Origin of the sequence: Polaromonas sp. (assembly GCF_030680935.1) — a bacterium.
Taxonomy (GTDB): domain Bacteria; phylum Pseudomonadota; class Gammaproteobacteria; order Burkholderiales; family Burkholderiaceae_C; genus Polaromonas.
In genome coordinates this window covers 20,768-46,486 of record NZ_JAUXUP010000002.1, presented here as the reverse complement: position 1 = coordinate 46,486, position 25,719 = coordinate 20,768, and the positions used below count along the sequence as shown (strand labels likewise).

At 63.0% G+C, this 25,719-nt stretch carries 21 protein-coding genes; 12 read left to right on the top strand and 9 right to left on the bottom strand.

Going from position 1 to position 25,719, the window contains the following annotated elements; translation table 11 throughout:
• Window positions 1-11 precede the first annotated feature (11 nt).
• Together Q8L50_RS00365 and Q8L50_RS00360 are read right to left on the bottom strand one after the other, a co-directional pair.
• Window positions 12-2,180, bottom strand: a complete 2,169-nt coding sequence (locus tag Q8L50_RS00365) for a catalase (protein WP_305346658.1) — start codon at window positions 2,178-2,180, stop codon at window positions 12-14.
• Between the two features lie 51 nt (window positions 2,181-2,231).
• Window positions 2,232-2,474, bottom strand: a complete 243-nt coding sequence (locus tag Q8L50_RS00360) for a hypothetical protein (RefSeq protein WP_305346657.1) — start codon at window positions 2,472-2,474, stop codon at window positions 2,232-2,234.
• A gap of 614 nt (window positions 2,475-3,088) precedes the next feature.
• Between Q8L50_RS00360 and Q8L50_RS00355 the strand changes: the two genes are divergently transcribed.
• Window positions 3,089-3,268 carry a hypothetical protein gene (locus tag Q8L50_RS00355; RefSeq protein WP_305346656.1) on the top strand — a complete coding sequence of 60 codons (180 nt, stop codon included), beginning with the start codon at window positions 3,089-3,091 and terminating at the stop codon, window positions 3,266-3,268.
• Between the two features lie 10 nt (window positions 3,269-3,278).
• On the opposite strand, the gene Q8L50_RS00350 is transcribed toward Q8L50_RS00355, so the two are convergent.
• Window positions 3,279-4,181 (bottom strand): crotonase/enoyl-CoA hydratase family protein, encoded by a 903-nt coding sequence (locus Q8L50_RS00350; protein ID WP_305346655.1) that lies wholly within the window; start codon window positions 4,179-4,181, stop codon window positions 3,279-3,281.
• 130 nt (window positions 4,182-4,311) lie between these two features.
• Here Q8L50_RS00350 and Q8L50_RS00345 point away from each other — a divergent pair, with 130 nt between their 5' ends.
• From Q8L50_RS00345 to Q8L50_RS00335, 3 genes are read left to right on the top strand one after another with little or no spacing between them, the layout of a single operon-like run.
• Window positions 4,312-5,895 carry an FAD-dependent monooxygenase gene (locus tag Q8L50_RS00345; protein WP_305346654.1) on the top strand — a complete coding sequence of 528 codons (1,584 nt, stop codon included), beginning with the start codon at window positions 4,312-4,314 and terminating at the stop codon, window positions 5,893-5,895.
• A complete protein-coding gene (locus Q8L50_RS00340) occupies window positions 5,892-6,098 on the top strand; it encodes a hypothetical protein (RefSeq protein ID WP_305346653.1) in 207 nt (68 codons plus the stop codon). Before Q8L50_RS00345 ends, Q8L50_RS00340 begins: the two co-directional genes overlap by 4 nt.
• A gap of 37 nt (window positions 6,099-6,135) precedes the next feature.
• On the top strand, window positions 6,136-6,561 hold the full coding sequence (locus tag Q8L50_RS00335) for a MarR family winged helix-turn-helix transcriptional regulator (RefSeq protein WP_370869696.1): 426 nt from the start codon (window positions 6,136-6,138) through the stop codon (window positions 6,559-6,561).
• Window positions 6,562-6,609: 48 nt separating this feature from the next.
• Here the strand turns inward: Q8L50_RS00335 and Q8L50_RS00330 are convergent, their stop codons facing one another.
• Window positions 6,610-7,569: a tripartite tricarboxylate transporter substrate binding protein gene (locus Q8L50_RS00330; protein ID WP_305346651.1), complete on the bottom strand. Its 960-nt coding sequence runs from the start codon at window positions 7,567-7,569 to the stop codon at window positions 6,610-6,612.
• Between the two features lie 178 nt (window positions 7,570-7,747).
• Here Q8L50_RS00330 and Q8L50_RS00325 point away from each other — a divergent pair, with 178 nt between their 5' ends.
• From Q8L50_RS00325 to Q8L50_RS00315, 3 genes are all read left to right on the top strand, one after another.
• On the top strand, window positions 7,748-10,126 hold the full coding sequence (locus Q8L50_RS00325; protein WP_305346650.1) for a YgiQ family radical SAM protein: 2,379 nt from the start codon (window positions 7,748-7,750) through the stop codon (window positions 10,124-10,126).
• A 239-nt stretch (window positions 10,127-10,365) separates the two neighbouring features.
• Entirely contained in the window at window positions 10,366-11,046 is a 681-nt protein-coding gene (locus Q8L50_RS00320; protein WP_305346649.1) for an SDR family oxidoreductase, read from the top strand.
• Between the two features lie 142 nt (window positions 11,047-11,188).
• Complete coding sequence (locus Q8L50_RS00315) at window positions 11,189-12,034, top strand: hypothetical protein (RefSeq protein WP_305346648.1); 846 nt, start codon at window positions 11,189-11,191, stop codon at window positions 12,032-12,034.
• A 53-nt stretch (window positions 12,035-12,087) separates the two neighbouring features.
• Here the strand turns inward: Q8L50_RS00315 and Q8L50_RS00310 are convergent, their stop codons facing one another.
• Window positions 12,088-12,825 (bottom strand): helix-turn-helix transcriptional regulator, encoded by a 738-nt coding sequence (locus Q8L50_RS00310; protein WP_305346647.1) that lies wholly within the window; start codon window positions 12,823-12,825, stop codon window positions 12,088-12,090.
• A gap of 161 nt (window positions 12,826-12,986) precedes the next feature.
• Between Q8L50_RS00310 and iaaH the strand changes: the two genes are divergently transcribed.
• Together iaaH and Q8L50_RS00300 are read left to right on the top strand one after the other, a co-directional pair.
• Window positions 12,987-14,519 (top strand): indoleacetamide hydrolase, encoded by a 1,533-nt coding sequence (gene iaaH, locus Q8L50_RS00305; protein WP_305346646.1) that lies wholly within the window; start codon window positions 12,987-12,989, stop codon window positions 14,517-14,519.
• Between the two features lie 290 nt (window positions 14,520-14,809).
• A complete protein-coding gene (locus Q8L50_RS00300; protein WP_305346645.1) occupies window positions 14,810-17,056 on the top strand; it encodes an ATP-binding protein in 2,247 nt (748 codons plus the stop codon).
• 147 nt (window positions 17,057-17,203) lie between these two features.
• Here the strand turns inward: Q8L50_RS00300 and Q8L50_RS00295 are convergent, their stop codons facing one another.
• Window positions 17,204-18,109 (bottom strand): CoA transferase, encoded by a 906-nt coding sequence (locus Q8L50_RS00295; protein WP_305346644.1) that lies wholly within the window; start codon window positions 18,107-18,109, stop codon window positions 17,204-17,206.
• Between the two features lie 185 nt (window positions 18,110-18,294).
• On the opposite strand from Q8L50_RS00295, the gene Q8L50_RS00290 reads away from it, so the two are divergent.
• Both Q8L50_RS00290 and Q8L50_RS00285 read left to right on the top strand, forming a co-directional pair.
• Window positions 18,295-18,864 (top strand): DUF2975 domain-containing protein, encoded by a 570-nt coding sequence (locus Q8L50_RS00290; protein WP_305346643.1) that lies wholly within the window; start codon window positions 18,295-18,297, stop codon window positions 18,862-18,864.
• Window positions 18,865-18,873: 9 nt separating this feature from the next.
• Window positions 18,874-19,098: a helix-turn-helix transcriptional regulator gene (locus Q8L50_RS00285; RefSeq protein ID WP_305346642.1), complete on the top strand. Its 225-nt coding sequence runs from the start codon at window positions 18,874-18,876 to the stop codon at window positions 19,096-19,098.
• A gap of 131 nt (window positions 19,099-19,229) precedes the next feature.
• Here Q8L50_RS00285 and pobA read toward each other — a convergent pair whose 3' ends face one another.
• Window positions 19,230-20,414: a 4-hydroxybenzoate 3-monooxygenase gene (gene pobA, locus Q8L50_RS00280; protein WP_305346641.1), complete on the bottom strand. Its 1,185-nt coding sequence runs from the start codon at window positions 20,412-20,414 to the stop codon at window positions 19,230-19,232.
• Window positions 20,415-20,528: 114 nt separating this feature from the next.
• Between pobA and Q8L50_RS00275 the strand changes: the two genes are divergently transcribed.
• On the top strand, window positions 20,529-21,368 hold the full coding sequence (locus tag Q8L50_RS00275; RefSeq protein WP_305346640.1) for an IclR family transcriptional regulator C-terminal domain-containing protein: 840 nt from the start codon (window positions 20,529-20,531) through the stop codon (window positions 21,366-21,368).
• Between the two features lie 66 nt (window positions 21,369-21,434).
• Here Q8L50_RS00275 and Q8L50_RS00270 read toward each other — a convergent pair whose 3' ends face one another.
• Together Q8L50_RS00270 and Q8L50_RS00265 are read right to left on the bottom strand one after the other, a co-directional pair.
• Window positions 21,435-24,854 carry a PAS domain-containing protein gene (locus Q8L50_RS00270; protein WP_305346639.1) on the bottom strand — a complete coding sequence of 1,140 codons (3,420 nt, stop codon included), beginning with the start codon at window positions 24,852-24,854 and terminating at the stop codon, window positions 21,435-21,437.
• A gap of 124 nt (window positions 24,855-24,978) precedes the next feature.
• Window positions 24,979-25,689 (bottom strand): ABC transporter ATP-binding protein, encoded by a 711-nt coding sequence (locus Q8L50_RS00265; protein WP_305346638.1) that lies wholly within the window; start codon window positions 25,687-25,689, stop codon window positions 24,979-24,981.
• Window positions 25,690-25,719 lie beyond the last annotated feature (30 nt).

Here is a 25,719-nt window from a genome sequence, read left to right as displayed (position 1 = left end):
GCCCGTGAGGCTCAGGCCGGTACCGCGTCCACGTTGACCCGGTCCCAGTGGCGGTGCCTGGCCATGGCGGCCATCAATGCCTGCGAAATCTGCCCTTCAGCGGCCTTGCGCGCGTCGGCCATCAGCACACCTGCTGTGGGCTCCATCACCTGGTTGCCCTGGCTCTCCAGGGCAAAGCCCAGCGTGCTCAAAAGCTGCACGCCTTCATTGAGCGCGCAGACGGTCTTGCAATGCTTGTAGGCTTCCAGCACAAAGTGCACCGCATCACCTAACTGTGCCAGCGCGGAAGCGCTATTGACGCCGCCGGGCAGCAGCACCGCATCAAACATCACCGAAGGCATGTTGGCAAAGGTGTGGTCCACCGCCAGTTGTTTGCCTGAGGAGGTGTTGACCGTCCCAAGCTGGGGCGCAATCACCTTGCACACTGCACCAGCGTCCAGCAGGTCCTGCTGAATACGCTTGAAGGTGAACAGGTCTACCCCATCGGCTACCAAAATGGCCACCTTGCGCGTCTTGATGTCGGGTGCCGGGCGCGCCATGCTCAGCGCGGCGTCTTCTTCGACAGTCTGCGCTATTTTGTAGTCCCTGAAACCGAGGCGGCCCGCAGCCGCCTTGGCGTCCGGCGCCTGGATGCCCAGCGGCGCGGCCACGCGGGCGGCAAGTTTGGCATCCACATGCGCCAGGTTATCCACCATGCGCTGGCGGATGTCGGGGACTTCGACTTTGGACAGCTCAAACCGGAAGGCGGCGACGATGTGGTCCTTTTCAGTGGGGCTTTGGCTGTTCCAGAAAAGCGTGGCGTGCGAAAAATGATCGTCGAAGGAAGGGCTACGCCGCCGTATCGTGGGTGACTCCAGCACCTCCGGGTGGGACTGAAAGCCCTGCGACCCGCCATCGACGCGAAATTCTGTGCCATTGCCCAGGGTGTTCGGCTCATAGGCCACGCGGCCCTTGTTGACACTCTGGCGGTGCATGCCGTCGCGCTGGAAGTTGTGCATCGGGCAAACCGCCTTGTTGATTGGAAGTTCGTGAAAGTTGGCGCCACCCAGACGGGAAATCTGCGTATCGGTGTACGAAAACAGCCGACCTTGCAACAGAGGATCATTGGAAAAATCAATGCCCGGCACCAGATGCCCAGGGTGAAAAGCGACCTGCTCGGTCTCGGCAAAAAAACTGTCGGGGTTGCGGTTCAGCACCATTTTGCCGATCAGCTGCACCGGCACCACGGATTCGGGAATCAGCTTGGTCGGGTCCAGGATGTCAAAGCCAAGTTTGTCTTCCTTGCCTTCGGCAATGACCTGCACACCGAGCTCCCACTCGGGGAAATTACCGCTGTCAATGGCTTCCCACAAATCGCGGCGGTGGAAATCGGCGTCTTTGCCGGCAATTTTCTGCGCTTCGTCCCAGGCCAGACTGTGTACGCCGAGTTTGGGTTTCCAGTGAAACTTCACAAAATGGGCGTCACCGCGCGCATTGATGAGGCGAAAGGTGTGTACGCCAAACCCTTCCATCATACGGTAGCTGCGCGGTATGGCGCGGTCCGACATGGCCCACATCAGCATGTGGGTGGATTCGGGCATCAGTGAGACAAAATCCCAGAAGGTGTCGTGGGCACTGGCCGCTTGCGGCATGCCGTGGTGCGGTTCCGGCTTGAGGGCATGCACCAGATCCGGAAACTTGATCGCGTCCTGAATAAAGAAGACCGGGATGTTGTTGCCCACCAGATCGTAGTTGCCCTCGTCGGTATAAAACTTCACTGCAAAGCCACGAACATCGCGCACGGTGTCGGCTGATCCTGCGGACCCAGCGACTGTGGAGAAGCGTACAAAAACCGGCGTCTCCACTTCCGGGTTTTGCAAAAAACCGGCGCGGGTGTACTGCTCAAGCGGTTTGTAGAGCTTGAAGTAACCATGGGCGGCGCTGCCGCGTGCATGCACGGCGCGCTCCGGGATGCGCTCATGGTCGAAGTGGGTGATTTTTTCGCGGAGTATGAAGTCCTCCAGCAACGTGGGCCCGCGCACGCCTGCTTTGAGGGAGTTGTGGTTGTCGGGGACTTGCAGCCCCTGGTTGGTGGTCAGACTGGTGCCGGATTCGATGGTGAAGGCCTGTAGCTGTTTTTGCTTTTCTGCCGCGCTGCCTGTTTTGGGCTGGCTGGCGGGATTGCGCTTGGGTTGCGGCATCTGGGGTCCTTGAAAGGTAAAAAAAGAAAAGAGGTCTACCCGGTCAATGGGTCAACGGGTTTCGCTGTCCAGCAAAAGGTCCAGCCCTTTGGCAAGCACCATCACCGCCAGGACAGCCACCATGGCGACTACGGTCCAGGCCAGTGCCGATTGCAGGGGCTCTGCGACACCTTCCGGCAGGCCAATCAGCAGCGCCACGAGAGCGCCCACCGCGCCGAAAAGCCACCGCCATGCCCGGCGAGCCAGCGGCGCCGGCGCCTGGGCGTGTAACTCAGGTGTGGTGGCAATGGTCATGATGAAAACTCCCAGGCAATAAGGCGGGCAATACGGCAGGAAATCGATGACTCTGGTGGCTGGTGGCGGACGAGGGTGTCCACTGAGGGAAGCTTATGCAAGGAGTCGCCTGGAAACCGTAGCTCGTCTGCGCCAGCAGTTGTAAGGGCCGGCTCGTCTAGCTGTAAGACCCGTCTTACGACGAGGCAATGCACCGGGTACTTGGCCTACACCGGTACATCCACCTTTCCCTCAAGCCTTGGTGGCACCAGGTTTTAAAGTTGGTCATGCCACTTTTGGTCGATTTTTCTGCTGGAGAAAATCTGCATGACAGCTATTTTTGAGAATGAAACAAGGGGCACATCAGAACCCGCCCGGATGCTGGACGACGATGTATTGCAGTCGGCTGGGGAGGCAGTACTCGCGAATGCGGCGCCTGCCGCCGTGTTGCCGGGGCAGGGCCATCCGCCGGCCATGCCCGCCAGCCGCGCGCATGGTTTGCTGAATAGTCAGCGATCCACGCTCGCACGGCGGGTGGCGCAGCAGCCCTTGGCGGCGTCCCTGTTGGCTTTTGGAGCTGGTGCAATCGCTACAGCCTTGCTGCGGTCAGTTATCAAGCGCCGCAGGCGCCAAGCATGAAGGACGATTTAATGCTGTCAGTCGTCACCGGGCCTGCAACGCCGCTTCCAACCGAAATGCCGCCGCCCGTCATGCCCCCGCTGCCGGAAGTGCCGCCCGAAGTGGTCGATTTGCCGCCCGACCAGCCAGCGCTTCCGGTGCGCGAGCCTGGCAAGGTGGTGCCGATGCAGGCCTGATTTCCCCGGGTCAGCGGTCTCGGCGGCTGTCCATTTCCTGCACGGCACGGCGCGCTGCGTCGCCTTCCGGAATCGGCTCACCGCTGTCGCGCCACTGGACGGCCGCCTTGAAGCCTTCGGCCTGGGCATAACGGCGAAACCACATGCCTTCAGGGTTGTGGCGGGTGATACCGTCAAACACCGTGGCCATCATCTGGCTCTGCTCCAGTCCCATGGTCAGCATCACCTGGTTGACCACCATTTTGTGCATGGCGAGGTGCGAACGCGGCACACCGGCGATGCGCTGCGCCAGTTTCAAGGTGGCTGCTTCCAGCTGATCAAAAGGCACACTCTCATTGGCCAGACCCCATTCGGCGGCTTTTTTGCCGTCTATGGTGTCGCCGGTGAACATCATCTGTTTGGCGCGCGTGGGGCCCAGCCGGTAGGTCCACATGGCGGTGGTGGGGCAACCCCAGACGCGGGTGGGCATGTAGCCAATGCGGGCATCGTCGGCCATGACGAGCAAATCGCAGCACAGGGCAATGTCGCTGCCGCCAGCCGCAGCGTAGCCGTGCACCTTGGCAATCGTCGGTTTCGGGCTGCGCCACAGACTCATGAAGTCTTCGGTGTTGCGTTTCATGTAGGCGTAATCGACCATGGGGTCCCAGGGGAACTGCTCCTGCTGGCAGGGATGGTCGATGTTGCATTCGCCAAAGTGGTTCAGGTCGTAGCCGCCGCAAAAACCCTTGCCCGCGCCTTCCACAATGATGACGTGAACCTCGTCCTCGGCCGCTGCCCAGTCGATGGCGGCGCGGATCTCGCGCGGCATCGCATCGTTGATGGCATTGAGCCGTTCGGGACGGTTCAGCAGCAGGCGGGCGATGCGCGGGTGGTGGGTGTCCTGGTGGATGCGCAGGGTGCTGAAGTCAGGCATGGGGTCTCCCGGGTGGTGTCTACGACTCATCATAGACATTGCCAGAGGGGCTGTGAAGGGCGTATTAACTGGTTGCGCATGCAACCAGATTAATTTACAGTTGTGGCCGCAACTACGCGCGATCCCCACCATGACTTCCCCGGCTTCTCCTTCTCCCGATCGTGTTCCCGTGCTGATCGCCGGGGGTGGCCCGGTCGGGTTGACTTTGGCGGCGTTACTTTCCAATTACGGCATCGCCTGCATGGTGGTCGAGGCCGATGAGGGTTACTGCAGCGGTAGCCGCGCCATCTGCGTGTCACGGCGATCGCAGGAAATTCTGGCCTGGGGCGGAGCCGACAAAGCGCTGGTGGACAAAGGTCTGTCCTGGGTCGGCGGACGCAGCTACTGGCGCGACACAGAGGTACTGCATTTCGAGATGCCCAGTGAGCCGACGCAGCGTTTTGCGCCCATGGTCAACATCCAGCAGTTTTATGTGGAGGAGTTTGCGCATCGTGCCGGAACCAGTGCGATGGACGTGCGCTGGGCAAGCCGGGTCGCGGCGGTACGTCCGCGTGACGACGGCGTCGAGGTGGTTGTGCAAAGTCCGGCGGGACTGCACACTGTCCACGCCGACTGGATGATCGCCTGCGACGGTGGACGCAGCACGGTGCGAGAGCAGTTGGGCTTGCAGCTCAAGGGCACGCAGTACGACGGAAAATACGTGATTGTGGATGTGGTGCAAAAGACCAGAAGGCCGGTCGAGCGATTGGCCTGGTTTGACCCACCGTCCAACCCCGGCTCCACCATCCTGATGCACCGCCAGCCTGATGACGTGTGGCGCATCGACTACCAGATACGTGACGACGAAGACCCGGCGGAGGCCGTCAAGCCCGAAAACGTACTTCCGCGCGTGCAAAGCCACCTGAGCATGATCGGGGAAGACCAGCCTTGGACGCCACTGTGGATATCCATCTACAACGCCAAATGCCTCACGCTGGACGATTACCGCCATGGGCGGGTGTTTTTTGCGGGTGACGCCGCCCATCTGGTTCCGATTTTCGGCGTGCGTGGTCTCAATTCCGGTCTGGACGACGCCGGCAACCTGGCCTGGAAACTGGCCGCGGTGATTGAAGGCCGCGCGGCCGACGGCCTGCTCGACTCCTACTCGACCGAACGCGTCTGCGCCGCCCACGAAAACATCGCCTATGGCGCCAAAAGCACGGAGTTCATGGCGCCGCCCGACTTTGCCTTCAAGCTCATGCGCGAGGCGACGCTGCGGCTGGCTGCCAGCGACGCGACGCTGCGGCCGCTGATCAACCCGCGCCAGTCGTCTCCCGTCGCCTATGAGGGCTCAATGCTCAACGCCGCGCAGGCCGGCGAGTGGACCAGTGATCTGGCCGCCCCAGGCAGGCCGGCACCCGAAGCCTTGCTGGCCGGGCCTGACGGTCCGCTGCACCTGACGCGGTGTTTTGGCCGGGACCTGCTTTGCCTGGTGTTTACGGATGGCGCTTTGCCGGATGCAATTCGGGCGCTGCCGAAACACGGTGTCGCCGTGCTGGCCATTGAGGCCGGTGCCGATACCCTTGGCCAGGCGCGGCAGCGTTATGGACTGCCCGATGCCGCGGCACCTGCGCTGGTGCTGGTGCGGCCGGATGGCTACGTGATGGGGCGCTGGCGCGGGCTGGACTCGGCGCCACTGCTGAAGGCGCTTGAGCAGAAAGGTTTTGCAATATGACCGATGCCGATCTCGACACCAGTTATTCCGCGTTGTGCGAGGCGCTTGCGCAGGTGGGGGAAGGCAAGGCTCCGCTGTTGCTGGCGATGTTATGCCTCTCGCTGATGAGCCGCGCGGGTCAGGCTGGCGATGTCCTGCCCCTGATCACCAATGCCCTGCTGCAATGCGCAGATGACGCGGCGGAGCCTGCCCGTGCCACCTAGGTCCGCCGTACCACCTAGGTCCGCCGTACCACTGGCCTTGGACCAGCACCTGACGTGGCGGCTGCACCGCATCAACAAGCTCAGCGACAAGCTCAGCAGTGATGCCTATACACAGGAGTTTGGCCTGCCGGTGGGGGAGGCGCGGTGCCTGGCGGCGATCGGAAACTTTGCGCCCTTGTCGGTCAAGGACCTGGCCGCCCGCGCCAATCTGAACAAGGCCCAGGCCAGCCGTGCGGCCCAGGCGCTGACGGAGCGAGGGCTGGTCAGCAAGCAGGCCAGCCCGCTGGATGGGCGCGGCGTGGTGCTGACCACCACCCGCAAGGGACACAAGCTGTGGACCGGGGTGATGGCGCTGATCGCGCGGCGCAACCAGGAAATCTTCGGCTGCCTGTCGGGCGCCGAGCGTCGGCAACTGGGCGCCATGCTGGACCGCCTGATAGCGCAAGCCGGGTCCGAGAGCTAGCTGCTCGCCGGGCACAAGCGCCACCCGGCCAGCAAGCGAGGGGTCTTGTCAGCCCATGCCGGCCAGGTAAATGATGGCGCGCAGTGATGAAAATTCGTAGTCGACAAACTCGTCGAATTCGCGGCCCTTCAACAATGCGGGCGTCCATTTGTTGGCTGCCATCGCGTCGGTCCAGGTTTTGCTGCGCGTGGCTTCGACGACCATGCGTGTCAGGGTCTCGCGCTGCTCGGCGTTGATACCGGGCGCCCCATAAACGCCGCGCCAGTTGCCAATCACTACGTCATAACCCTGCTCTTTCATCGTGGGCACGGCCACACCCGGCAGGCGTTTTTGCGACGTCACGCCAATCGGGCGCATTTTGCCGCTTGTGATGTATTCGGCAAACTCGCTGTAGCCACTGCCGCCTACCGTGACGTTACTCCCCAGAATGGCTGCGGTGGCTTCGCCGCCACCACGGAAGGCAACGTAGTTGACCTTCCTCGGGTCCACCCCCACGCTGCGTGCCAGAATGCAGGCCGCGATGTGTTCGGTTGATCCGCGTGAGCCGCCGCCCCACTTGACGCTGGCCGGGTCTTTTTTGAGCTGCTCGACCACATCCTTCATGCTGTTGAAGGGCGAGTTGGGCGGCAGCACAAAGACGTTGTATTCGCTGGTCAGGCGCGCTATCGGCGTGACCTGGGTCAGGTTGACCGGCGGCTTGCCGGTGATGATGCCGCCCAGCATGACCGCGCCCATGACCATCATGGCGTTTGGGTCGCCCTTGCTGCTGTTGATGAACTGCGCCAGGCCCAGCGCGCCGGCGGCGCCGCCTTTGTTGTCGTACACCACTGCATCGGCCTGTTTGGCCTCCTGCAGGGCTTTGCCCAAGGCGCGGCCGGTGGTATCCCAGCCGCCGCCGGGGTTGGCGGGGATCATCATCTTGACGGCGGGGGCAGCGCCTGCTGTCAGGGGCAGAGCGCCCGCAGCGGCCAGTGCGGCCATGGATTTGAGAAAGGTATCGCGACGCATGTTTGTCTCCTCTTGGGGTGGTGGTGAGCCTGCATGGTGCGCAGCGAGGCTGTCATTCGGCTGTCCGCAAACTAGGTGAAAACGCGCGCTTGGCAGGGCTATCGCTGGCGGTCAATAGCCTTATAGGCTCCCTTCGCGACGTCAAAGGCCTAAAATGCAGGGTTACCCCTGAAGCCCCATGAACGCCCCCATCGACGTTTCCTTTTTCGCGCGCGCCGCCAAACCGCTGACCAGCTACCGAAAGTACTGGGCCAGCCGCTTCGGCACGTCGAAATTTTTGCCCATGAGCAGGGCCGAGATGGACGTGCTGGGCTGGGACAGCTGCGACATCATCATCGTCACCGGCGACGCCTATGTGGACCACCCGAGCTTCGGTATGGCGGTCATTGGCCGCATGCTGGAGGCGCAGGGCTTTCGCGTCGGCATCATCGCCCAGCCCGACTGGCAAAGCGCCGACCCCTTCAAGGCGCTGGGCAAACCGAACCTGTTTTTCGGCGTGACCGCCGGCAACATGGATTCGATGATCAACCGCTACACGGCGGACCGCAAAATCCGCAGCGACGACGCCTACACCCCCGGTGACATAGGCGGCAAACGTCCTGATCGCGCCGCGCTTGTCTATTCGCAGCGCTGCCGCGAGGCTTACAAGGACGTGCCAATCATCCTCGGCGGCATTGAAGGCTCGCTGCGCCGCATCGCGCACTACGACTACTGGTCCGACAAGGTGCGCCGCTCCGTTGTGATCGACGCCAAGTGCGACTTGCTGCTGTACGGCAACGCCGAACGTGCGATTGTGGAGATCGCGCACCGCCTGGCCGCCAAAGAGCCGGTGGCCAGCATGACCGACATCCGCGGTACGGCATTCATTCGCCGTAGCGGCGACGAGACTGCCCAGGGCTGGTTTGAGATCGATTCGACCAGCGTGGACGCCCCGGGCCGGGTCGAGGCGCACGTCAACCCCTACCTGATGATTTCGGAGCAGGCCAAAGAGCAGGGCGCCAGCTGCGCACGCGAAGACGAGGCGGCAGACGTTGCGGTCAAAGCCGAGTCAGCCGGCTCGCCGGTGCTCGCCAAGGTTTCGCAGGCCAACCCCGCCATCAAGCCTCTGACTTTTGTGCCTAACCCGGCTTTGTCCCACATGCAGGGCAAGATCAAGGTCCCGCCGCGTGACCGCTCGGTGATCCGCCTGCCGTCTTACGAGCAGGTCAAGAGCGACGCCGTGCTGTATGCCCACGCGAATCGCGTGCTGCATCTCGAGACCAACCCCGGCAACGCGCGCGCGCTGGTGCAGGCGCATGGCGAGGGCGCGACCGCGCGCGACGTGTGGATCACGCCACCGCCGATTCCATTGACCACCGCCGAGATGGACTACGTGTTTGACCTGCCGTACGCGCGTTCGCCGCACCCGTCTTATGCCGACGAAAACGGCAGCCACGACGGCGCCACCAAAATCCCGGCCTGGGAAATGATCCGCTTCAGCGTCAACATCATGCGTGGCTGTTTTGGCGGTTGCACTTTCTGCTCGATCACCGAGCACGAGGGCCGCATCATCCAGAGCCGCTCGGAAGACTCCGTCATCCGCGAAATTGAAGCCATCCGCGACACCGTCAAGGGGTTCACCGGCGCGATTTCCGACCTCGGCGGTCCCACCGCCAATATGTACCGCATAGGCTGCAAGTCGCCCGAGATCGAGGCCGCCTGCCGCAAGCCCAGCTGTGTTTACCCCGGCATCTGCCAGAACCTCAACACCGACCACAACCCGCTGATCAAGATGTACCGCCGTGCGCGGGCGCTCAAGGGCGTGAAGAAAATCCTGATCAGCTCCGGCCTGCGTTACGACCTGGCGGTGCAGTCGCCCGAGTATGTGAAAGAGCTGGTCACCCACCATGTCGGCGGTTACCTGAAGATCGCGCCCGAGCACACCGAGCAGGGCCCGCTGACCAAGATGATGAAGCCCGGCATCGGCAGTTATGACAAGTTCAAGCAGATGTTCGAGAAGTACAGCCTCGAAGCCGGCAAGAAGCAGTTTCTGATTCCCTACTTCATCGCCGCCCACCCCGGCACCAGTGACGAAGACATGATGAACCTGGCGATCTGGCTGAAGAAAAACAGCTTTCGCGCCGACCAGGTGCAGACCTTCTATCCGTCGCCGATGGCCACCGCCACGACCATGTACCACACCAACAAAAACCCGCTGCGCAAAATCACGCGCGACAGCGAGACGGTGGACATCGTGCGCGGCGACAAGCGGCGACGCCTGCACAAGGCCTTTTTGCGCTACCACGACGCCAACAACTGGCCGCTGCTGCGCGAGGCGCTCAAAGCCATGGGCCGGGCTGATTTGATCGGCAATGGCAAACACCATTTGATCCCGACCTTCCAGCCGCTGACCGACGGCGGCTACGTCAGCGCACGCAAGAAGAACTCGACCACCGTGGCGCTGAAACCCGTGACCCCGGTGAAGGGCCGCATCCTGACCCAGCACACCGGCCTGCCGCCGCGCGACAACGGCTCCGGCAAGCCGGGCGGCAAACCTGGGCTGCGCAAGCCGCGCTGAACGGCTATTGCAGGCCAGCCCCGCGCTTGGTGGGCAATCTCTGCGCCCGAGGTGACCGATGGCGTCTTTATCGCCATGACATCAAGGTCAATCGGCCACCAGCCCTTGTTGGACCTGCGCAAGCAGCTATTAAATCAAGGGGTGTGTGGGTTCAATTTAATCGTGTGGCATAAACAACAGATGCCTGAAAGAACTGCATGTCCGCGATAAAGCCCAACTGACTGTTGTAAGGTTCATGTATGAATCAGATCCTTTCAGGTAAGCGCATCCTTGTCACTCAGGCGACTTCCTTCATGGGTCCGGTTCTTTGCGAGGTCCTTGCGCAACATGGTGCGATGGTCATTGCCAACACTGACGCGCTCACCGATGCCGGGGCAGCAGAGGCCATGATCAAGGCGGCGGGTGTGGTGGATGTATTGGTGGCCAACCTCGCCATCGCCGCTCCAACGTCTCTTGCAACCGAGGCGTCCGAGTCGGAGTGGCGCGACACGTTCGCAGCCCTCGTTGATCCTTTGCCAAGGTTGTTCCGCGCGGCCCTTCCACAAATGATTGAGCGCCGCGCTGGAAAGATACTGCTCATCGGTAGTGCCTCTGCGTTGCGCGGCATAAAGCGCACTTCTACCTACAGCGCAGCACGCGGTGCGCAACTGGCCTATGTCCAGTCCGTAGGCATCGAAGTGGCGCCACACAACGTTCAAGTCAATGCAATCGCGCAGAACTTCGTAGAGAACCCCACGTACTTTCCCGCCGAAGTTCAGGCCAATCCGCGCTTCCAGGAAAGACTCAAGCGAGAGGTGCCACTTGGTCGCCTGGTGAGCGCAAAGGAAGACGCGACGTTCGCCGCTTATCTTTGCAGCGAGGCAGCCAATTGTTTCGTCGGTCAGGTATTTCCCGTGTGCGGCGGATGGGTTGCGCGGTAGCACGAGTGACGCCTGACCCTTCGATCGAGGGGATGCACCAAAGGCTGCACCTTTTGTGCATCCCCTCATGTCAAACGCCAAGCTGACCCATGCCAGCGCAACGCATGTACACCGCACGCACCGTCAAGACGAAGGACATCCCATGCACACCGCCCGCCGATATCTGCTTGCCCTGGCCATGGGTACCCTGGTCCTGTGTTCGTGGCTGGCACCCATGGACGCGCCCGCGATGGCGCAGGTGGATGCCGGGCTGAAGCGGGCGCTGGTCAGTTTTGCAAGTGCACGGGTTCTCAATGCTGCCATCTCGGTGGCGCAGGGTACCGAGGCCCTGGTCCAGCCCTTTGGTTTTGGTGTCACGCTGGCGCCTGGCCAGGTGCTGGACCCGGTCAATGATCTGGTGGAGCAGTTCTCCAAACTGATGCTGGCAGCCAGCGTCGTCTTCGGGATTCAGAAGGTATTGATCAGCATGGGTGGCTACTGGCCCCTGTCGGTGCTACTGACCGGCGCGGTGCTCGGCTGGGGCTGGTGCTGCTGGTGCGGGCTGCGCCCGCCTGCCTGGTTGTCACGCTTGCTGGTGATTGTCCTGATGTTGCGCTTTGCGGTGCCGGTGGTCACGCTGGGCAGCGACGTGTTGTGGCAGAAGTTTCTGGCGGCCGACTATCAGTCCAGTCAACAACTGATAGGCAGCGCATCAGGTCAGGTGCAGCAGCTTGGCCCCAACATGCCGATCGCGCCGGACAACGCCGGCCTGATTGACAAGCTCAAGGGCTGGGTCGCCAAAAACGCCGATGTCAAAAAGAACTTCGACGATCTCAAGCAGGCGGCGGAACAAGCCACCGAGCACATCATCAAGCTGATTGCCGTTTTCATGCTTCAGACGCTGGTGCTTCCCTTGCTGCTGCTGTGGGCCATGTACGGTGTGGCGCGGCGGGTGTTTGAATGGCAGGGTCGGCCGCTATCACAAGACAAATTGGCAGTCAGCCCCTGATACAGCGGCGCAGCCAGCTATCTATTCAGGAGCAAACCCGCGACGAACGCGGCTCAGTGCAGCCGGTCCGCCAGCTGCGCCAGCCCGGCGCGCCGGTGCACACCGAGTTTGTCGAACAGGCGCTGCAGATAGGTGCGCACGCTGGGCAGCGCGATGGCCAGTTCGCGCGCTATTTCCTTGTCGGTCAGGCCGCGGCACACGCAGCGTGCCACTTCCATTTCGCGCCTGCTCAATACCGCCAGTGGCAGGGTGCTTGTACTTTCTGGGGGGAGTGCGCGGCGCGCGCGCCGCAGCGCGGCCACAAAGGCCGGCTCCAGCATGTCCAGCAACTGCTTGTCATGGGCCGTGAACTCCTGGCCGCTGCGGCCGCGCCAGATGCGCAGGTCGCCCAGCGCCTCGTCGCCGTCGAAGGCATGCAGGTTGATGCCCCAGTGCAGGCCGTCGCGCGCCAGGAAGTCGTTGAAAAACTCGGTTTTCAGAAAGTCCCGGCGTGGCATCACCTCGCTGACCAGGGTGGCGTGGCGGCGTGACTGCAGGGCAAAGGTGATCGGGTCGCGGTACTGGTACCAGGCCTCGTAACGCTGCAGGTTGGCCGGGTCCATGTTGATGGACACCGGAAGCGCGAAGCAGCCCGAGGGTGCGCTCCAGATGTAGGAGGCAAAGTGGTCGGCGCGAAACAGCGCCAGCGTGGCCTGGCCCATGCGCTCGCGGATCTCGCGCTCGTTCAGGTCTTCGGCCAGCAGCGAAAAGCAGGTGGCCAAAGCGCGTTGCTCGGTGCCGGACAGGAACATGGCAGGCCTCTATGAAAGAGCAGACAGGGGGCGTGGTTGTTGTGGCAAGCCTAGCGCCAACACCGTTGCCGGTCAATCTGCCGTGTCATTGAATTCGATGACAGACAACCGGGGCGGCAGGCGCGATGATTTGCGGCGAACACCACAACCCAGGAGTGACCATGTCCCGCTTTCCCCTTCTACATACCTGCGGCGTCCTGGCTACCGCCGCCGCACTTTCAGCCTGTAGCGGCCCGGGCGGCCTGCGCAGCGCGCCAGACATCGACACGCTTACCGCCACCGACGCCGCGGCCCGCATCTGCAGCGGCGCGCTGACCAGCGAAGCGCTGGTGCAGGCCTACCTGCTGCGCGCCAAGGCCAGGCCCGAGCTGAACGCCTTTGTCACGCTGGACGAAGTCGGCGCCCTGCAGGCCGCACGAGCGGCCGACCAGCGCCGTGCCCAGGGTCGCGCCTGCCTGCCGCTGGAGGGTGTGCCCATCGTCGTCAAGGACAACATCCACGCCCGGGGCCTTCCCGCCACGGCCGGCACACCGGCGCTGAAAAACTTTGTACCCACCGCCGACGCACCGGTGCTGCAGAAACTGCGCGATGCCGGCGCCATCGTGCTCGGCAAGACCAACCTGCACGAGCTGGCCTTTGGCATCTCGGGCTACAACCCGGCCTTCAACACCGGCCCCCAGCCCGGCGTGCGCAACGCCTATGACGCCAGCAAGATGGCCGGCGGCTCGTCGGCTGGCAGCGCGGCCGCGCTGGGTGCGCGCATCGCACCCGCCGGGTTAGGCACCGACACCGGCGGCTCGCTGCGTATCCCCTGCGCACTGAACGGCTGTGCCGCGCTGCGGCCCAGCATGGGACGTTACCCGCAGGCCGGCATCGCCCCGATTTCGCACACGCGCGACACGGCCGGCCCGATGGCCGTGGCCATGACCGACGTGGAGTTGCTGGACCGCGTGGTCACCGGCGCGCCCGCACTGCTGCCTGCGGACCTCAAAGCGGTGCGCCTTGGCGTGGTACCCGGCTTCCTGGCCAATCTGGACAGCGACACGCGCGGCGCCTGGGATGCGTCGCTGGCCCGGCTGAAGGCGGCCGGTGTCACCGTGGTCGACGTCGCCATGCCCCAGCTGGTCGATCTCAACGGCAAGGTGGGTTTTCCGGTGGCGCTGTACGAAGCCTACGACGACATGGTGGCCTACCTGGCCCGGTACAACACCGGTATCAGCATCAACCAGATGGCAGCAAGCATTGCCAGCCCGGATGTGAAGGGCACCTACGACGCGTTGGTGATCCCGCGCAAGCTGCCCGGCCCGAACGGCCTGGTCGACGCCGCGCCGATTTACCAGGCCGCAATGGCCGTGCATCGGCCCGCGCTGGTCAGGCTGTATGCCGACACCTTCGCCGGCCAGCGGCTGGACGCGCTGGTGTTTCCCACCGTGCCGCGCACCGCGCTGCCGGCGACCCCCGAGACCAGCAGCCTGGCGAACTTCGGCCTGTTCATCCAGAACACCGACCCCGGCAGCAACGCCGGTATCCCCGGCCTGCAGTTGCCCATGGGCCTGGGCGCCAGCAGCCGTATGCCGGTCGGGCTGGAGCTGGACGGGCCGGCCGGTAGTGACCGGCGACTGATCGCCATTGGCCTGGCGCTTGAAAAGGTGTTGGGGCGTTTGCCGGCGGCGCGCGCCAACCCTGCACCCTGATCTGGTCTGGCCTGATTTGCTATCTTCTTCATAGCTGTTTGTGCACGTGGAATAAGGGCTTCAGGCCGATTTGTCTCTATAAACCTGGCCACACGAGCGACACACCCAGTGCCAGCAACCCGCCTGTTAGCCAGGCCCGAAAACTTTCCCCGCAACGCCTTGCATCCATGGTGTGAGCAGGCCCCGGCAGTTTGGTTTTGTATCCGGTGCAGGACGATGCCGGTCGCACGGGCGCCACCTTGGTTGACCGGGTTGACGGGTTTAAAAAAAGGCCATGTAAAAATAGCCGCATGCGAATTCGTACTCAGCTTGTGCTCATGACGGTGGCCGTGCTTGCCCCGGTGCTGCTGGCATCGAGTTTTGCCATAGAAAAAATCCGCGGGGACGCGCGCGAAGCAAGCTTGCGCGGCTTGCGCGAGACGGTGCGGGCCACTGCACTGACGGTGGATCGCGATGTGCAGGGGTCGTTGTCGGCGCTCAAGACATTGGGAAACTCTGAAAATCTGAACGACCGGGATTTTGAGAAGTTTTACAAGCAGGCGGCCGCTCTGGACCAGAAGCCCGATGTCTGGACGCTGTTGTTCGATCAGACGGGCGCAGAGCTTGTCAATACCCAGCTGCCGTCTGGAAGTCCCGCGCGACCGCCCTCTGCAGCGGCGCAGGTAAAGCAGGTCATTGCCAGCCAAAAACCGCTGGTCACCGATCTTTTTATGGAGCCGCTTTCCGGGAAACATGTCACCATGATTTATGTGCCGGCCGTTGCAGCTGGGGGTAAATCGTTTGTGGTGGCGCAGGCATTTTCGGTGGATCACTGGAGAAAAGCGGCGCTCAATGTCGATTTGCCGCCCGCCTGGATTGTTGCCGTGTTTGACCGCGACGGTAAATTCATCTCGCGCAGCCATCGCCGGGATGAGTTTTTGGGCAAACTGGCCAGGCCGGAGCTGGTGGCTGCCGCAGCAGCTTCGCCCGATGGCCTGATCCGACATTCAACGCACGAGGGCATCGAGTCTTACGACGCCTTCATGCACTCGTCGTTGACGGGGTGGGCCATTGCGGTAGCCGCGCCGGTCGCGCTGGTTGAAGAGGCAGCGGCCAATGCGGTCTACCTGTCTCTGCTGGGCGTCGGCTTTGCGCTGCTGACTGCCATAGCGGCTGTGGTGCTGTTCGGTCGCCGGTTTATTGCAGCCATTGACAGTGCGCGCGCAGCGGCTGCGGCGCTGGGGCGGGGTGAAAGCCCCCGGCCCAGCCGCACGCCGGTTGCCGAGCTGAGGGAGCTCAATGGCGCGCTGGTGAACGCGGGTGCTTTGCTCCAGGCCGAGCGCAGTTCACGCCTGGCGGCCGAGTCCGAGCGTGAGCGTTTGTTGCAAAACGAGACCCTGGCGCGCGAGACAGCCCAGGCGCAGAACCAGGCCAAGGACCAGTTTCTGGCCCTGCTGGGCCATGAGTTAAGAAACCCGTTGGCCGCCATTTCGGGAGCCACCGCTTTGCTGGAGACCGCAGGCCCCGACAAAGAACGCACGGACCGCTACCTGGGCATCATCAACCGGCAGAGCAAACACCTGACACATATCGTCGACGACTTGCTGGACGTGAGCCGTCTGATGGCGGGCAAGATCATGCTCGAAAGGCGCCCCTTCGACCTGGCCGAGTGTGTGGCCCATTGTGCAGAGGCGCTGCGCACCACGGATCGGGCGCAGGGGTATGTCATTGACATCCGCAGTGCGCCGGTGTGGGTCAACGCCGACAGGGCGAGGGTTGAGCAGATCGTCAACAACCTGGTGACCAACGCACTGAAGTTTTCGCCTGCCGGCGGCAGGATTGTGGTGGCTGTGGCTGAGGAGTCGGGTGCCGCCGTGGTGAGCGTCCGCGATGCCGGAACAGGCATCCAGTCCGATCTTCTGCACCGGGTTTTTGAGCCCTTTTTCCAGGGGCCGGCCCCGGGCAACCGCCTGCAAAGCGGCATGGGTATTGGCCTGGCGCTGGTGCGGCAACTGGTCGAACTGCATGGCGGCCAGGTGCGGGCCCTGAGTGACGGTCTGGGGCAGGGCAGTACCTTTTCATTCTGGTTGCCTGACCTTGCGGCCGCTCCCGTACCGCAGGCAGAGCCGGCAAGGCAGGCCGAAAATCCCACAGCGGCGTCGCGCGTGCCCGCCGGTCGAAAAATCGTCTATGTCGAGGACAACGTTGACGCACGCGCCACACTGGCCGAGCTGCTGCGCATGCTCGACTACGACGTGACCGAGGTGACCGACGGCGCCAGCACATTGTCTGCGGTTCGCGCCGTGCAACCCGATCTGGTGCTGATGGATATCGGGCTGCCGGACATGGACGGGTACGAGGTTGCGCGAGGCTTGCGCGCCGATCCTCTCACCTGCACCATCCCCTTGATCGCCCTGACAGGTTATGGCCAGGTGCGTGACAAGGAAGCCGCAGCGCTGGCGGGTTTTAATGCCCATCTGGTCAAGCCGGTGGACCCGGATGAGCTGGTGGCCACGATAGAGGGTGTGTTGGGGCGCAAGGACGAGGCAGCGGACTGACTGCACGCTGCGCAGTTTGAATCGGTGCTGCGCCCTGGTTCTACGGCCTGGAAGGCGGGCGGACACCGCCATCGGAAAAAAGCCGCGCTCCTGAAAAGTTCAGGCCAAATTGGCCTGTAGCCCTTTCCCTTCCTGCGCCACCAGCTATTAGTTTGATAGCGTGTGCAGCGGAATGTCTTTCTCCAGCGCCAGCGTGTCGAGCTGCGCGCGCGTCTGTGTGCGCAAAAACGCGGCGATGGCCTGGTACGTGGTCGGGGCAAACATGGCCTTCATGTCAGCCACCGCCACACCGGCTGCGGCACACAGGGCGGCTGCAAAATGCGGCTCCAGTGCAGCCACGGCCACGCGCCCGTCCTGGCAGGGGTAGATGCGATAGCCGGCATGCGCTCCACCGACGGAGCCGCCGGGCTGGGTCAGGCCCCATTGGCGCGGCAGCGCCAGGTAAGCCGCAGCGTCGGACAGCGCCACCTCCCTGTAGGCGCCCTGGGGATGTGGATCGCCCGAGCCGGCGTAGGGCTCCTGCCGGCGTAGCGCGGCTTGCAGCACCGCTTCACTGGCCATCAACGAACCACTCATGTCGGCATACAGCGTGGCCGGCAACTCCAGGCCGGGTACCAGGTCGTTTTCAGCCAGATAGGTCAGGTCGTGGCCGGGTTCCTCGGCGCGTGCGCCGGGAGCGCCCACTATGGCGACATGAGACAGTGCAGGGTACAGCGTGTGGATTTTTTTCCAGCTCAGACCAAGCTTGTCGATGGCCGAGGGACGAAACGAGGTGAGCAGTACGTCGGTTTTTTCAAGTTCGCGGTGCAGCAGCTTTTGCCCGGCTTCGGTTTTCAGATCAGCCGTCAGCACCTTCACGCCTTCATGCAGTTGGGCGTAGGCCGGTGGGTTGTACAGCCCCATGGGGTCGCCGGACGGCGGCTCAAGCTTGATGCAGCTTGCGCCCATCTGGCGGCAACGCATCAGCGCGGCAGGGCCGGGCAGGTTGAGTGCCAGGCTCAGAACACGGATGCCTTGCAGGGCAGGGGTTTTGTCGGAGGCGGGTGAGTTCATCGTGGTGCTCGATGGTCGGTAGGCAAGCGGGGCGCAAAGCATCGGGATGTACGGAACCTTACCAGACTTTGCGGCCCATGCGCGCCTGGTTCTATTTGACAAAAATACATGTAAAACAGATATTAATTATTGTTTTGCAGATATTAATGGTCATAATAGAGGCCTCACGACCCACGAGGCATCCCATGAAAAACGCATTCGCAGCCAGCACCCTGACACGCCCTGATGTGCAACGCCTGAACAGTGCTTTTGCGTGGGTTTGTGCCCTGCTGGCTGTGGCCTTGCCGCTGGCAGTGTTCTACCAGCTGGTGACCACTCCGACCGAGGGTTTGCTGCTGCGATCTGGCGTCAGCCTGTCGACGCTGCAGGTGGCCGTGCTGGAAGTGGAGTTGTGGCAGCGCGTTCTGGCAGTGGCGCTGGGCATGGTGCCGGTGTTTTGCGCCTCCTACGGACTGGTCTGCGCCATGCGCTGCTTTTCGGGCTTCTCCCAAAGCGAGTATTTCAGCCTGCGCAATGTGCGTTATCTGCGTGGTTTCGCCGCAGGGGTTTTTGCCTCGGTGGTGGCGGGCTTTTTTGTGGCCATGGCCATCAGTGTGCTGCTGACGTTGGGCGCACCGGCAGGCCAGCGCGCGCTGGCCATGGGCCTGGGCAGCAATGAGTTGCTGACGCTGCTGTTTGCCGGCATGGTCTGGCAGATTGCCGCCGTGATGGCCAAGGCAGTTGCGCTGGCTGAAGAGAATGCACAGTTCGTCTGAGCTTTTCCCGTGTCCATCGTCGTCAAACTTGACGTGATGCTGGCCCAGCGCAAAGCCCGGTCGAAAGATCTGGCCGCGTATGTCGGCATCACCGAAGCCAACCTGTCTTTGCTCAAGCAGGGCAAGGTCAAGGGTGTGCGTTTTGACACGCTGCTGAAAATCTGTGAATTTCTCGACTGTCAGCCGGGTGACCTGCTGGTGCATGAGGCCGAAGGTGGCCGTCAGGCTCTTTAAGGGGGCGGGGATTCATTGCGCCCAACGCTCGGGCTGAGCCTGTCGAAGCCTGTTCTGAGCTTGACGAAGAGCCCTTCGACAGGCGCAGGGCGAACGGGTCAGCAGTTCAGCCCATCTGGCTGACTTGCGGCTCAAACGCCGAAATCGAGCGGCAGGCCGACGTAGTTTTCGGCGACCGAGCGCGCACCGACTTCCGAATGAACGATGTAGTCCAGCTCGGCGTCCTGCAGCTTTTGGCCGATGGGGCCGTTTTCAGGAAGGTTGTGCATCAGGTTGGTGAACCACCATGAAAAGCGCTCGGCGCGCCAGACGCGCCTGAGGCAGCGTTCCGAGTAGCCGTTGATGCCGGCTTCACTTTTTTCCGCGTAGAACTCAATGAGCGCGCCGGACAGGTATTTCACGTCGCTTGCGGCCAGGTTCAGTCCTTTCGCACCGGTAGGCGGCACGATGTGCGCGGCGTCTCCGGCCAGGAACATGCGCCCAAAACGCATGGGCTCGGCCACAAAACTGCGCAGAGGCGCAACGCTTTTTTCGATGGACGGGCCGGTGACGAGGTGTTCGCGGCCACCCACGTCCAGGCGCAGGCGCAGTTCGTTCCAGAAAGCGTCGTCCGACCAGGCCTCGACCTTGTCGGTCAGCGGTACCTGCAGGTAGTAGCGGCTGCGTGTGTGGCTGCGCTGCGAGCACAACGCAAAGCCGCGTGTGCTGTTGACGTAGATGAGTTCATGGTGCACCGGCGGTGTGTCGGCGAGCACCCCCAGCCAGCCGAAAGGGTAGACCTTTTCGTACTCGGTGATGGCGCCTTCGGGCACGCTGGCGCGGCACACGCCGTGAAATCCGTCGCAGCCGGCAATGAAGTCGCATTCGATCTCATGCGTCTGGCCGTCTTTTTCGTAGGTCACGCGGGGCTTCGTCGTGTCAAAGCCGTGCACAGCCACGTTGCCGGCTTCGTAAATGGTGGTCAGGCCTGCCGCCTGGCGTGCGTCCATCAGGTCGCGGGTGACTTCAGTCTGGCCGTAGACCATGACGTTTTTGCCGGCGGTCAGCCGGTTCATGTCGATGCGGTGGCGCTCGCCTTTGAACAGCATGTCAAAACCGCCATGCACCATGCCCTCCTTGTGCATGCGTTCGCCGACACCCACTTCGTCCAGCAGGTCAACGCTGACCTGTTCCAGCACGCCGGCGCGGATGCGGCCCAGCACGTAGTCGCCGCTCTGGCGCTCGACAATCACCGCGTCTATGCCGGCCTTGTGCAGCAACTGGCCGAGCAGCAGGCCGGACGGGCCTGCACCGATGATGGCTACCTGGGTACGCATGTCTGTCTCCGCTTTGTTTTGGCGAACCGATAGCGTAGACCCTGCGTCTGCCCGCAAGCCGCCGGACGTACTGGCGCTGCACGATCTGCGGGTCATTTGTGCGATGATCGCGCAATGAGCGGCCCACCATCCTCGTCCACCCCTGCGAACGGCGTGTTGCAGTCCGCCAAAGCGATTGCCAAAGCCGACCTGATCGAAGGCATGGCCAAAGGCATGGCGGTACTGGAGAGTTTTGACACCCAGCGCCAGCGCTTGAACGCCACGCTGGCCGCAGAACGCGCCGGCATCACACGCGCCGCCGCGCGCCGCCACCTGCTGACGCTGGCGCACCTCGGCTACCTGGAGACCGATGGCAGTTATTACTGGCTGGCGCCCAAGGTGTTGCGTTTTTCCGGCAGCTACCTGGCGTCGGCGCGTTTGCCGCGTGCGGTGCAACCGACGCTGAACCGGCTGGCCGCGCAGACCCAGGAGTCGTTTTCCGCCGGCGTGCTCGACGGTGACGAGGTGGTGGTCGTAGGGCGCAGCGGTTATGAATGGAAAAGCGGTGCGGACGGCGCCGTGCGCATCCTGGCCTATGGCCTGCATCTGGGCGCGCGCCTGCCCGCTCATGCAACGTCCACCGGGCGGGTGCTGCTCGCCGCCAGGCCCCCAACCGCGCTGACGCAATGGCTCAAGGGCCGCAGCTTGCCGCGCCTGACCACGCGCACCATCATTGACCTCAAGCAGTTCCGGGCAGTGCTGGGGCAGGTGCGCGCGGACGACTTCTGTCTGGCAGTGGAAGAGCACGAACTGGGCGTGCACGCGCTGGCGGTGCCGCTGCGCAACATGCAGGGAAAAACCGTGGCGGCGCTCAATGTGGTGGCATCGCCGCAGCGGCTTTCTGCCCAGGTGATGCAGCGAGATCTGCTGCCGCTGCTGCTGGATGCGGCGCGCGAGTTGCGGCCGCTGATGTGATGCCGGCGGTTCTGGCGGGTGCGACCGAGCTGAATTCAGGCGAAGGAAGCGAAAGCCGGTTTCCGTCTACGTTGGCCGGGCAGCCTGGGGGTCCAGTTCGTCGCCCGACAATGTGAAAAAGAAGCTTGCGCCCTCGCCCGGGGCCGCTTCGGCCCAGATCCTGCCCCCGTGGCGCCCGATCGCGCGAGCCACGGTGGCCAGGCCGATGCCGGTGCCGGGGTATTCCGATACGCCATGCAGACGCTGGAAAGTGCCGAACAGCTTGTCTGCGTAAGCCATGTCAAAGCCGGCGCCGTTGTCGCGCACAAAAAATGCGCCATGCTCGCTGGAGCGGCCGACCGTGATCTCAGCCTGCGTTCGGCCCGAGCTGAACTTCCAGGCGTTGCCCAACAGGTTTTCCATGATGGCGCAGATCAGGCTTCTGTCGCCCTGGACCTGCAGACCCGACTCCACATGGAAGGTGACCTGGCGGTTGCGTTCGGCCGACTGGAGACGCTCCAGGATTTCGGTGCTGACCTCGCTCAGGTTGATCTGCTCGCGCTGCAGCTCCTGGCGTGCCACATGGGCCAGCATCAACAGACCCTCAATCAACTGACCCATCTTGCCGGCGCCTGCCTGAATTCGGGACAGGTAGTGTTGCACGCGAGCCGAAGCGTGGTCGCCGAGTTCTTTTTCCAGCAGGCGACTGAAGCCATCGAGTGTGGTCAGGGGCGAGCGCAGGTCGTGGGAGACCGAGTAGGAGAACGCTTCCAGCTCTGCGTTGGACTGGCGCAAGGCGGCCTCAATGACCTTGATCTCGGTGATGTCCACGTCGATGCCCACCCAGAACATCACCTCGCCGGCGTCATTCAGCACGGGCGATACGCGGTAGGACATGGTGCGGTAGCTGCCGTCCCTGGCGCGCAGGCGCCGGGTACCGCTGTAAGGTGCGCGGGTTTTGCGTACGTCGCTCCAGGTGTCCTTCATGCCTGCGAGGTCATCTTCCTTCACCAGGTCCATCCAGGCTGGGCCGTGCCAATCTGGTGGCGAACCGCCAAAAAGTTCGTACCAGGCGCGGCTGATGAAGGTGGCATGGCCGCGCGTGTCAATGGTCCAGATCGGGTGGGGAGCCTGCTCGGCCAATGCCCGGAACAAGGCCTCCTGGCGGGACAACTCCTGGGTGCGCTGAGTGATTTTTTCCTCCAGGCCGCTGTTGAGGTTGCGAACCTCAGCCAGCAGTTTGCAGTTTTCAATGGCGATGGCGGTCAGCTGGGCCAGTTCCGTGGCGATGTATTCGTCCTGCTGCGTGAATTCGCCGCCCAGTTTGTCCGACAGTTGCAGAAAGCCGAAGTTCGCGCCTTCCCGACCTGTCAGCGGAACGGTCAGCCAGCCGCTTGGCGGATAAGCGCCCATGGGTCCCATGGGTCTGCCAGAGGCGCGCCCATCGGGGTGGGGCATCAGCTCGGCCTGGGTCGTGCGCCGCGGCCGGTTGGTGGCGCAGACCAGGGCTTGTGCGCTGACTGCTTGCGGATTGTCGGTCAGCCGCCGTTGGCTGGCGTCATTTGCAGACGGGGCCACTGCCGTGACCTTTTCGCCCCGGCTGCCTTTGTGCGACAGGCCGATCACCGCCTGCCGCGCGCCGAGAATGACACGCGCCTGTTCCGCGGCTTCGTGCATCGTCGCTTGCAGGCTCTGGTGCCGGCCGATGGTCTGGGCCGCTTCGGCGGCGCGTTGCAGGGTATGCAGCTGGGCCTTGACTTCCTGCTCTGCCTGGACGCGCAGGGTGACATCCTGTAGCGCGCCCTGCATACGCACGATGTTACCGCTGGCGTCGCGCACGACCTGACCCATGGAACGCACCCAGATGCTGCGGCCCGTACCCGTCAGCATCTCCACCTCGACGTCAAAGGGTCTGCCGTGGTCGAGGCAAGCCTGAGCTGCGGCGGTCGCCAGCGCCTGCGACTGGGGCGCACACAGGCCAATGGCCGACTCAAGCGTGTGTGCGCTGCCCTTGGGCAATTCAAGAACGTAGGAGGCTTCGTCGGACCATATAAATCGACGCTCGGGCAATTCCAGCGCCCAACCGCCCAGCCTGGAGAGTTGGCCCGCCATGCGAAGCAGTCCGGTTTTGGCCTGCAGGGCGGCTTCGGCCTGTTTCAGTTCGTCGATGTCGGTAGAGGTGCCGTACCAGGAGATGATGCGCCCGCCGGCGTCGCGATTCGGCAGGACGCGCGCCAGTTGCCAGCGGTAGCTGCCGTCATTGCACAGCAGGCGATGCTCGTTGTGCATGCTCTGCCCGCTGTCGATGGCGACGCGAAAATCCTCCATGGTCTGCGCCAGGTCATCGGGGTGCACACGCTTGAACCAGCCCCCATTGAGGGAAGCTTCCACGGGTTGACCGGTGACATGGGTCCATTGGTCATTGATGAAAACCATGAAACCGTTGCCATCGGTGATGAATACGATTTGCGGCATGGCCTGGGCCAGCTGGCGAAAACGCGACTCGGTGCGTTCGCGTTGCTGCGCATACTTGAAAATAAGCACCGACAGCAGCGTGACGGTCACCGCTGCGGCGAACCAGATCAACCAGGTCAGGGTGGCGAAACGCCTCCATGCGGCCAGCACCTCGTCATAGGGCGATCCCACCAGGACCACCAGCTCGGGGTAAGGTTCAAGCCCGCGGTAGGCGACCATGCGAATACGGCTGTCGAAGACGCTGGTGGTGGTGTAGGTGCCTTGCGGGTTTTTGGCAAGCTCCAGGAAAAGAGGCAGTTCGGGGAAAGCCTTGCCCATGGCTGCTTCGTCCATGGGGCTGCGGATCATCAGCGCGCCGTCTTTGCGAAACAGCGCAATCGCGCCGCCTTCGCCGAGGTTGATCCCGCGCCAGAGCTTGTCGAAGTAGGGCGGCTCAACGGCGGCCACAATCACCCCGGAAAATACCTCTCCACTGGCGTGCAGCGGCCTGGACGCGCTGATCAGCCAGGTGCCCGTCGTGCGGCTGCGTACAGGGGCGCTGAGGTGGAACTGGGTAGCCGGTTGTTGTTGGTAGATCTGAAAGTACTCGCGGTCGCCCAGAGCGACGCCAATGTTGCCGGTGTCCGAGTCAAACAGGATGTGGCCTTCAGCGTCCAGCACCCAGATGGCACGTACGAAGGGCAGGGCCTTGAGTTGCTCACGCAGCATGGCCCGGGCCGAGTTTTCGTCAAGCTTCTTTTCAACCTGCAGGGCACGCAGCTGGCTGGCCGCAAGCTGCAGGCGCTGATCCACCGTCTGGAAGGTGCGGCTGGTCTGCTCTTCAATCACCTGAACCAGTGACTCGGTCAGGACTTCGCCCGAACGCAGGGCTTCGCCGCGAAGGTAATAAAGCGCGATGGCAATGGCGCAGGCCGATACGATGAGCAGCCCGGCTACCAGCCATGCGATGGGCCGGACAATGGATGGCTGTGGAGAGCCCGAGGGCCGCTGGTATGGCGGAGAGGCTGCATCAACTTGCCAGGGCCAACGCATGAATGTAGCCTTTCAGTTCGATGCGGTCACCAATATGTACGGTTAAGCCGGCGCAGCACCGGGTAAGTCATGATGCCATGCAGGGCGGGCTTTGTCGATTCAGTGTTTGCCCTCCGGTGTGCGGCTAGACACCGAGGTATTGCGTCAGCAGCTCTGGCCGTGCATGCAGCTCGGCAGAGCTGCCTTCAAACACCACCTCACCCTTGACCAGGATGACGTTGCGGTCGGTGATCCGGGTGACGTGTTTCCAGTTTTTGTCGACAATCACGCTGCTGATGCCTGTTTCCCGCACCAGCTGGCATATCCGCCAGATCTCGCGGGCAATCAGCGGGGCCAGCCCTTCGGTCGCCTCGTCGAGAATCAGCACGTCGGGGTTGGTCATGAGCGCCCGGCCTATGGTGAGCATCTGCTGCTCGCCACCACTGAGTTGCTGGCCACCGTGGCCCAGGCGTTCTTTCAGGCGCGGAAAGGTCTCCAGCACACGCTCATAGGTCCAGTCGCGCTGACCCCGGGTTCCAGCGCGTGCCGCCATCTTCAGATTTTCGACCACACTGAGGTTGCCGAAGATGCCGCGGCCCTCGGGTACGTAGGCAATGCCGAGCTGGGAAATTTCGTAAGGCGCGCGGCCCGCCATCGGCTTGCCGATGATGTCCACCGTGCCGGAACGTGGCTTGACCAGGCCCATGATGCTTTTGAGCAAAGTGCTTTTGCCCATGCCGTTTCTGCCCATCAGGCCTATGGTTTCCCCGCGCGCGACGGAAAAGTTGATGCCGCGCAGGATATGGCTGGCGCCGTAATAGGTGTGGATGTTTTTAGCTTCGATCAGGTTCTGCATAATTGCTGCCTCACCCCAGCCCTCTCCCAG

Bases quoted from the DNA above. Each gene is read 5' to 3' on its own strand.
- Q8L50_RS00340 (WP_305346653.1), top strand. From the start codon at position 5,892: ATGACCGATGCCGATCTCGACACCAGTTATTCCGCGTTGTGCGAGGCG.
- Q8L50_RS00275 (WP_305346640.1), top strand. From the start codon at position 20,529: ATGAGCGGCCCACCATCCTCGTCCACCCCTGCGAACGGCGTGTTGCAG.
- Q8L50_RS00330 (WP_305346651.1), bottom strand. From the start codon at position 7,569: ATGCGTCGCGATACCTTTCTCAAATCCATGGCCGCACTGGCCGCTGCG.
- iaaH (WP_305346646.1), top strand. From the start codon at position 12,987: ATGTCCCGCTTTCCCCTTCTACATACCTGCGGCGTCCTGGCTACCGCC.
- Q8L50_RS00315 (WP_305346648.1), top strand. From the start codon at position 11,189: ATGCACACCGCCCGCCGATATCTGCTTGCCCTGGCCATGGGTACCCTG.
- Q8L50_RS00345 (WP_305346654.1), top strand. From the start codon at position 4,312: ATGACTTCCCCGGCTTCTCCTTCTCCCGATCGTGTTCCCGTGCTGATC.
- Q8L50_RS00310 (WP_305346647.1), bottom strand. From the start codon at position 12,825: ATGTTCCTGTCCGGCACCGAGCAACGCGCTTTGGCCACCTGCTTTTCG.
- pobA (WP_305346641.1), bottom strand. From the start codon at position 20,414: ATGCGTACCCAGGTAGCCATCATCGGTGCAGGCCCGTCCGGCCTGCTG.
- Q8L50_RS00295 (WP_305346644.1), bottom strand. From the start codon at position 18,109: ATGAACTCACCCGCCTCCGACAAAACCCCTGCCCTGCAAGGCATCCGT.
- Q8L50_RS00325 (WP_305346650.1), top strand. From the start codon at position 7,748: ATGAACGCCCCCATCGACGTTTCCTTTTTCGCGCGCGCCGCCAAACCG.
- Q8L50_RS00355 (WP_305346656.1), top strand. From the start codon at position 3,089: ATGAAGGACGATTTAATGCTGTCAGTCGTCACCGGGCCTGCAACGCCG.
- Q8L50_RS00300 (WP_305346645.1), top strand. From the start codon at position 14,810: ATGCGAATTCGTACTCAGCTTGTGCTCATGACGGTGGCCGTGCTTGCC.
- Q8L50_RS00290 (WP_305346643.1), top strand. From the start codon at position 18,295: ATGAAAAACGCATTCGCAGCCAGCACCCTGACACGCCCTGATGTGCAA.
- Q8L50_RS00350 (WP_305346655.1), bottom strand. From the start codon at position 4,181: ATGCCTGACTTCAGCACCCTGCGCATCCACCAGGACACCCACCACCCG.
- Q8L50_RS00365 (WP_305346658.1), bottom strand. From the start codon at position 2,180: ATGCCGCAACCCAAGCGCAATCCCGCCAGCCAGCCCAAAACAGGCAGC.
- Q8L50_RS00360 (WP_305346657.1), bottom strand. From the start codon at position 2,474: ATGACCATTGCCACCACACCTGAGTTACACGCCCAGGCGCCGGCGCCG.
- Q8L50_RS00265 (WP_305346638.1), bottom strand. From the start codon at position 25,689: ATGCAGAACCTGATCGAAGCTAAAAACATCCACACCTATTACGGCGCC.
- Q8L50_RS00270 (WP_305346639.1), bottom strand. From the start codon at position 24,854: ATGCGTTGGCCCTGGCAAGTTGATGCAGCCTCTCCGCCATACCAGCGG.
- Q8L50_RS00320 (WP_305346649.1), top strand. From the start codon at position 10,366: ATGAATCAGATCCTTTCAGGTAAGCGCATCCTTGTCACTCAGGCGACT.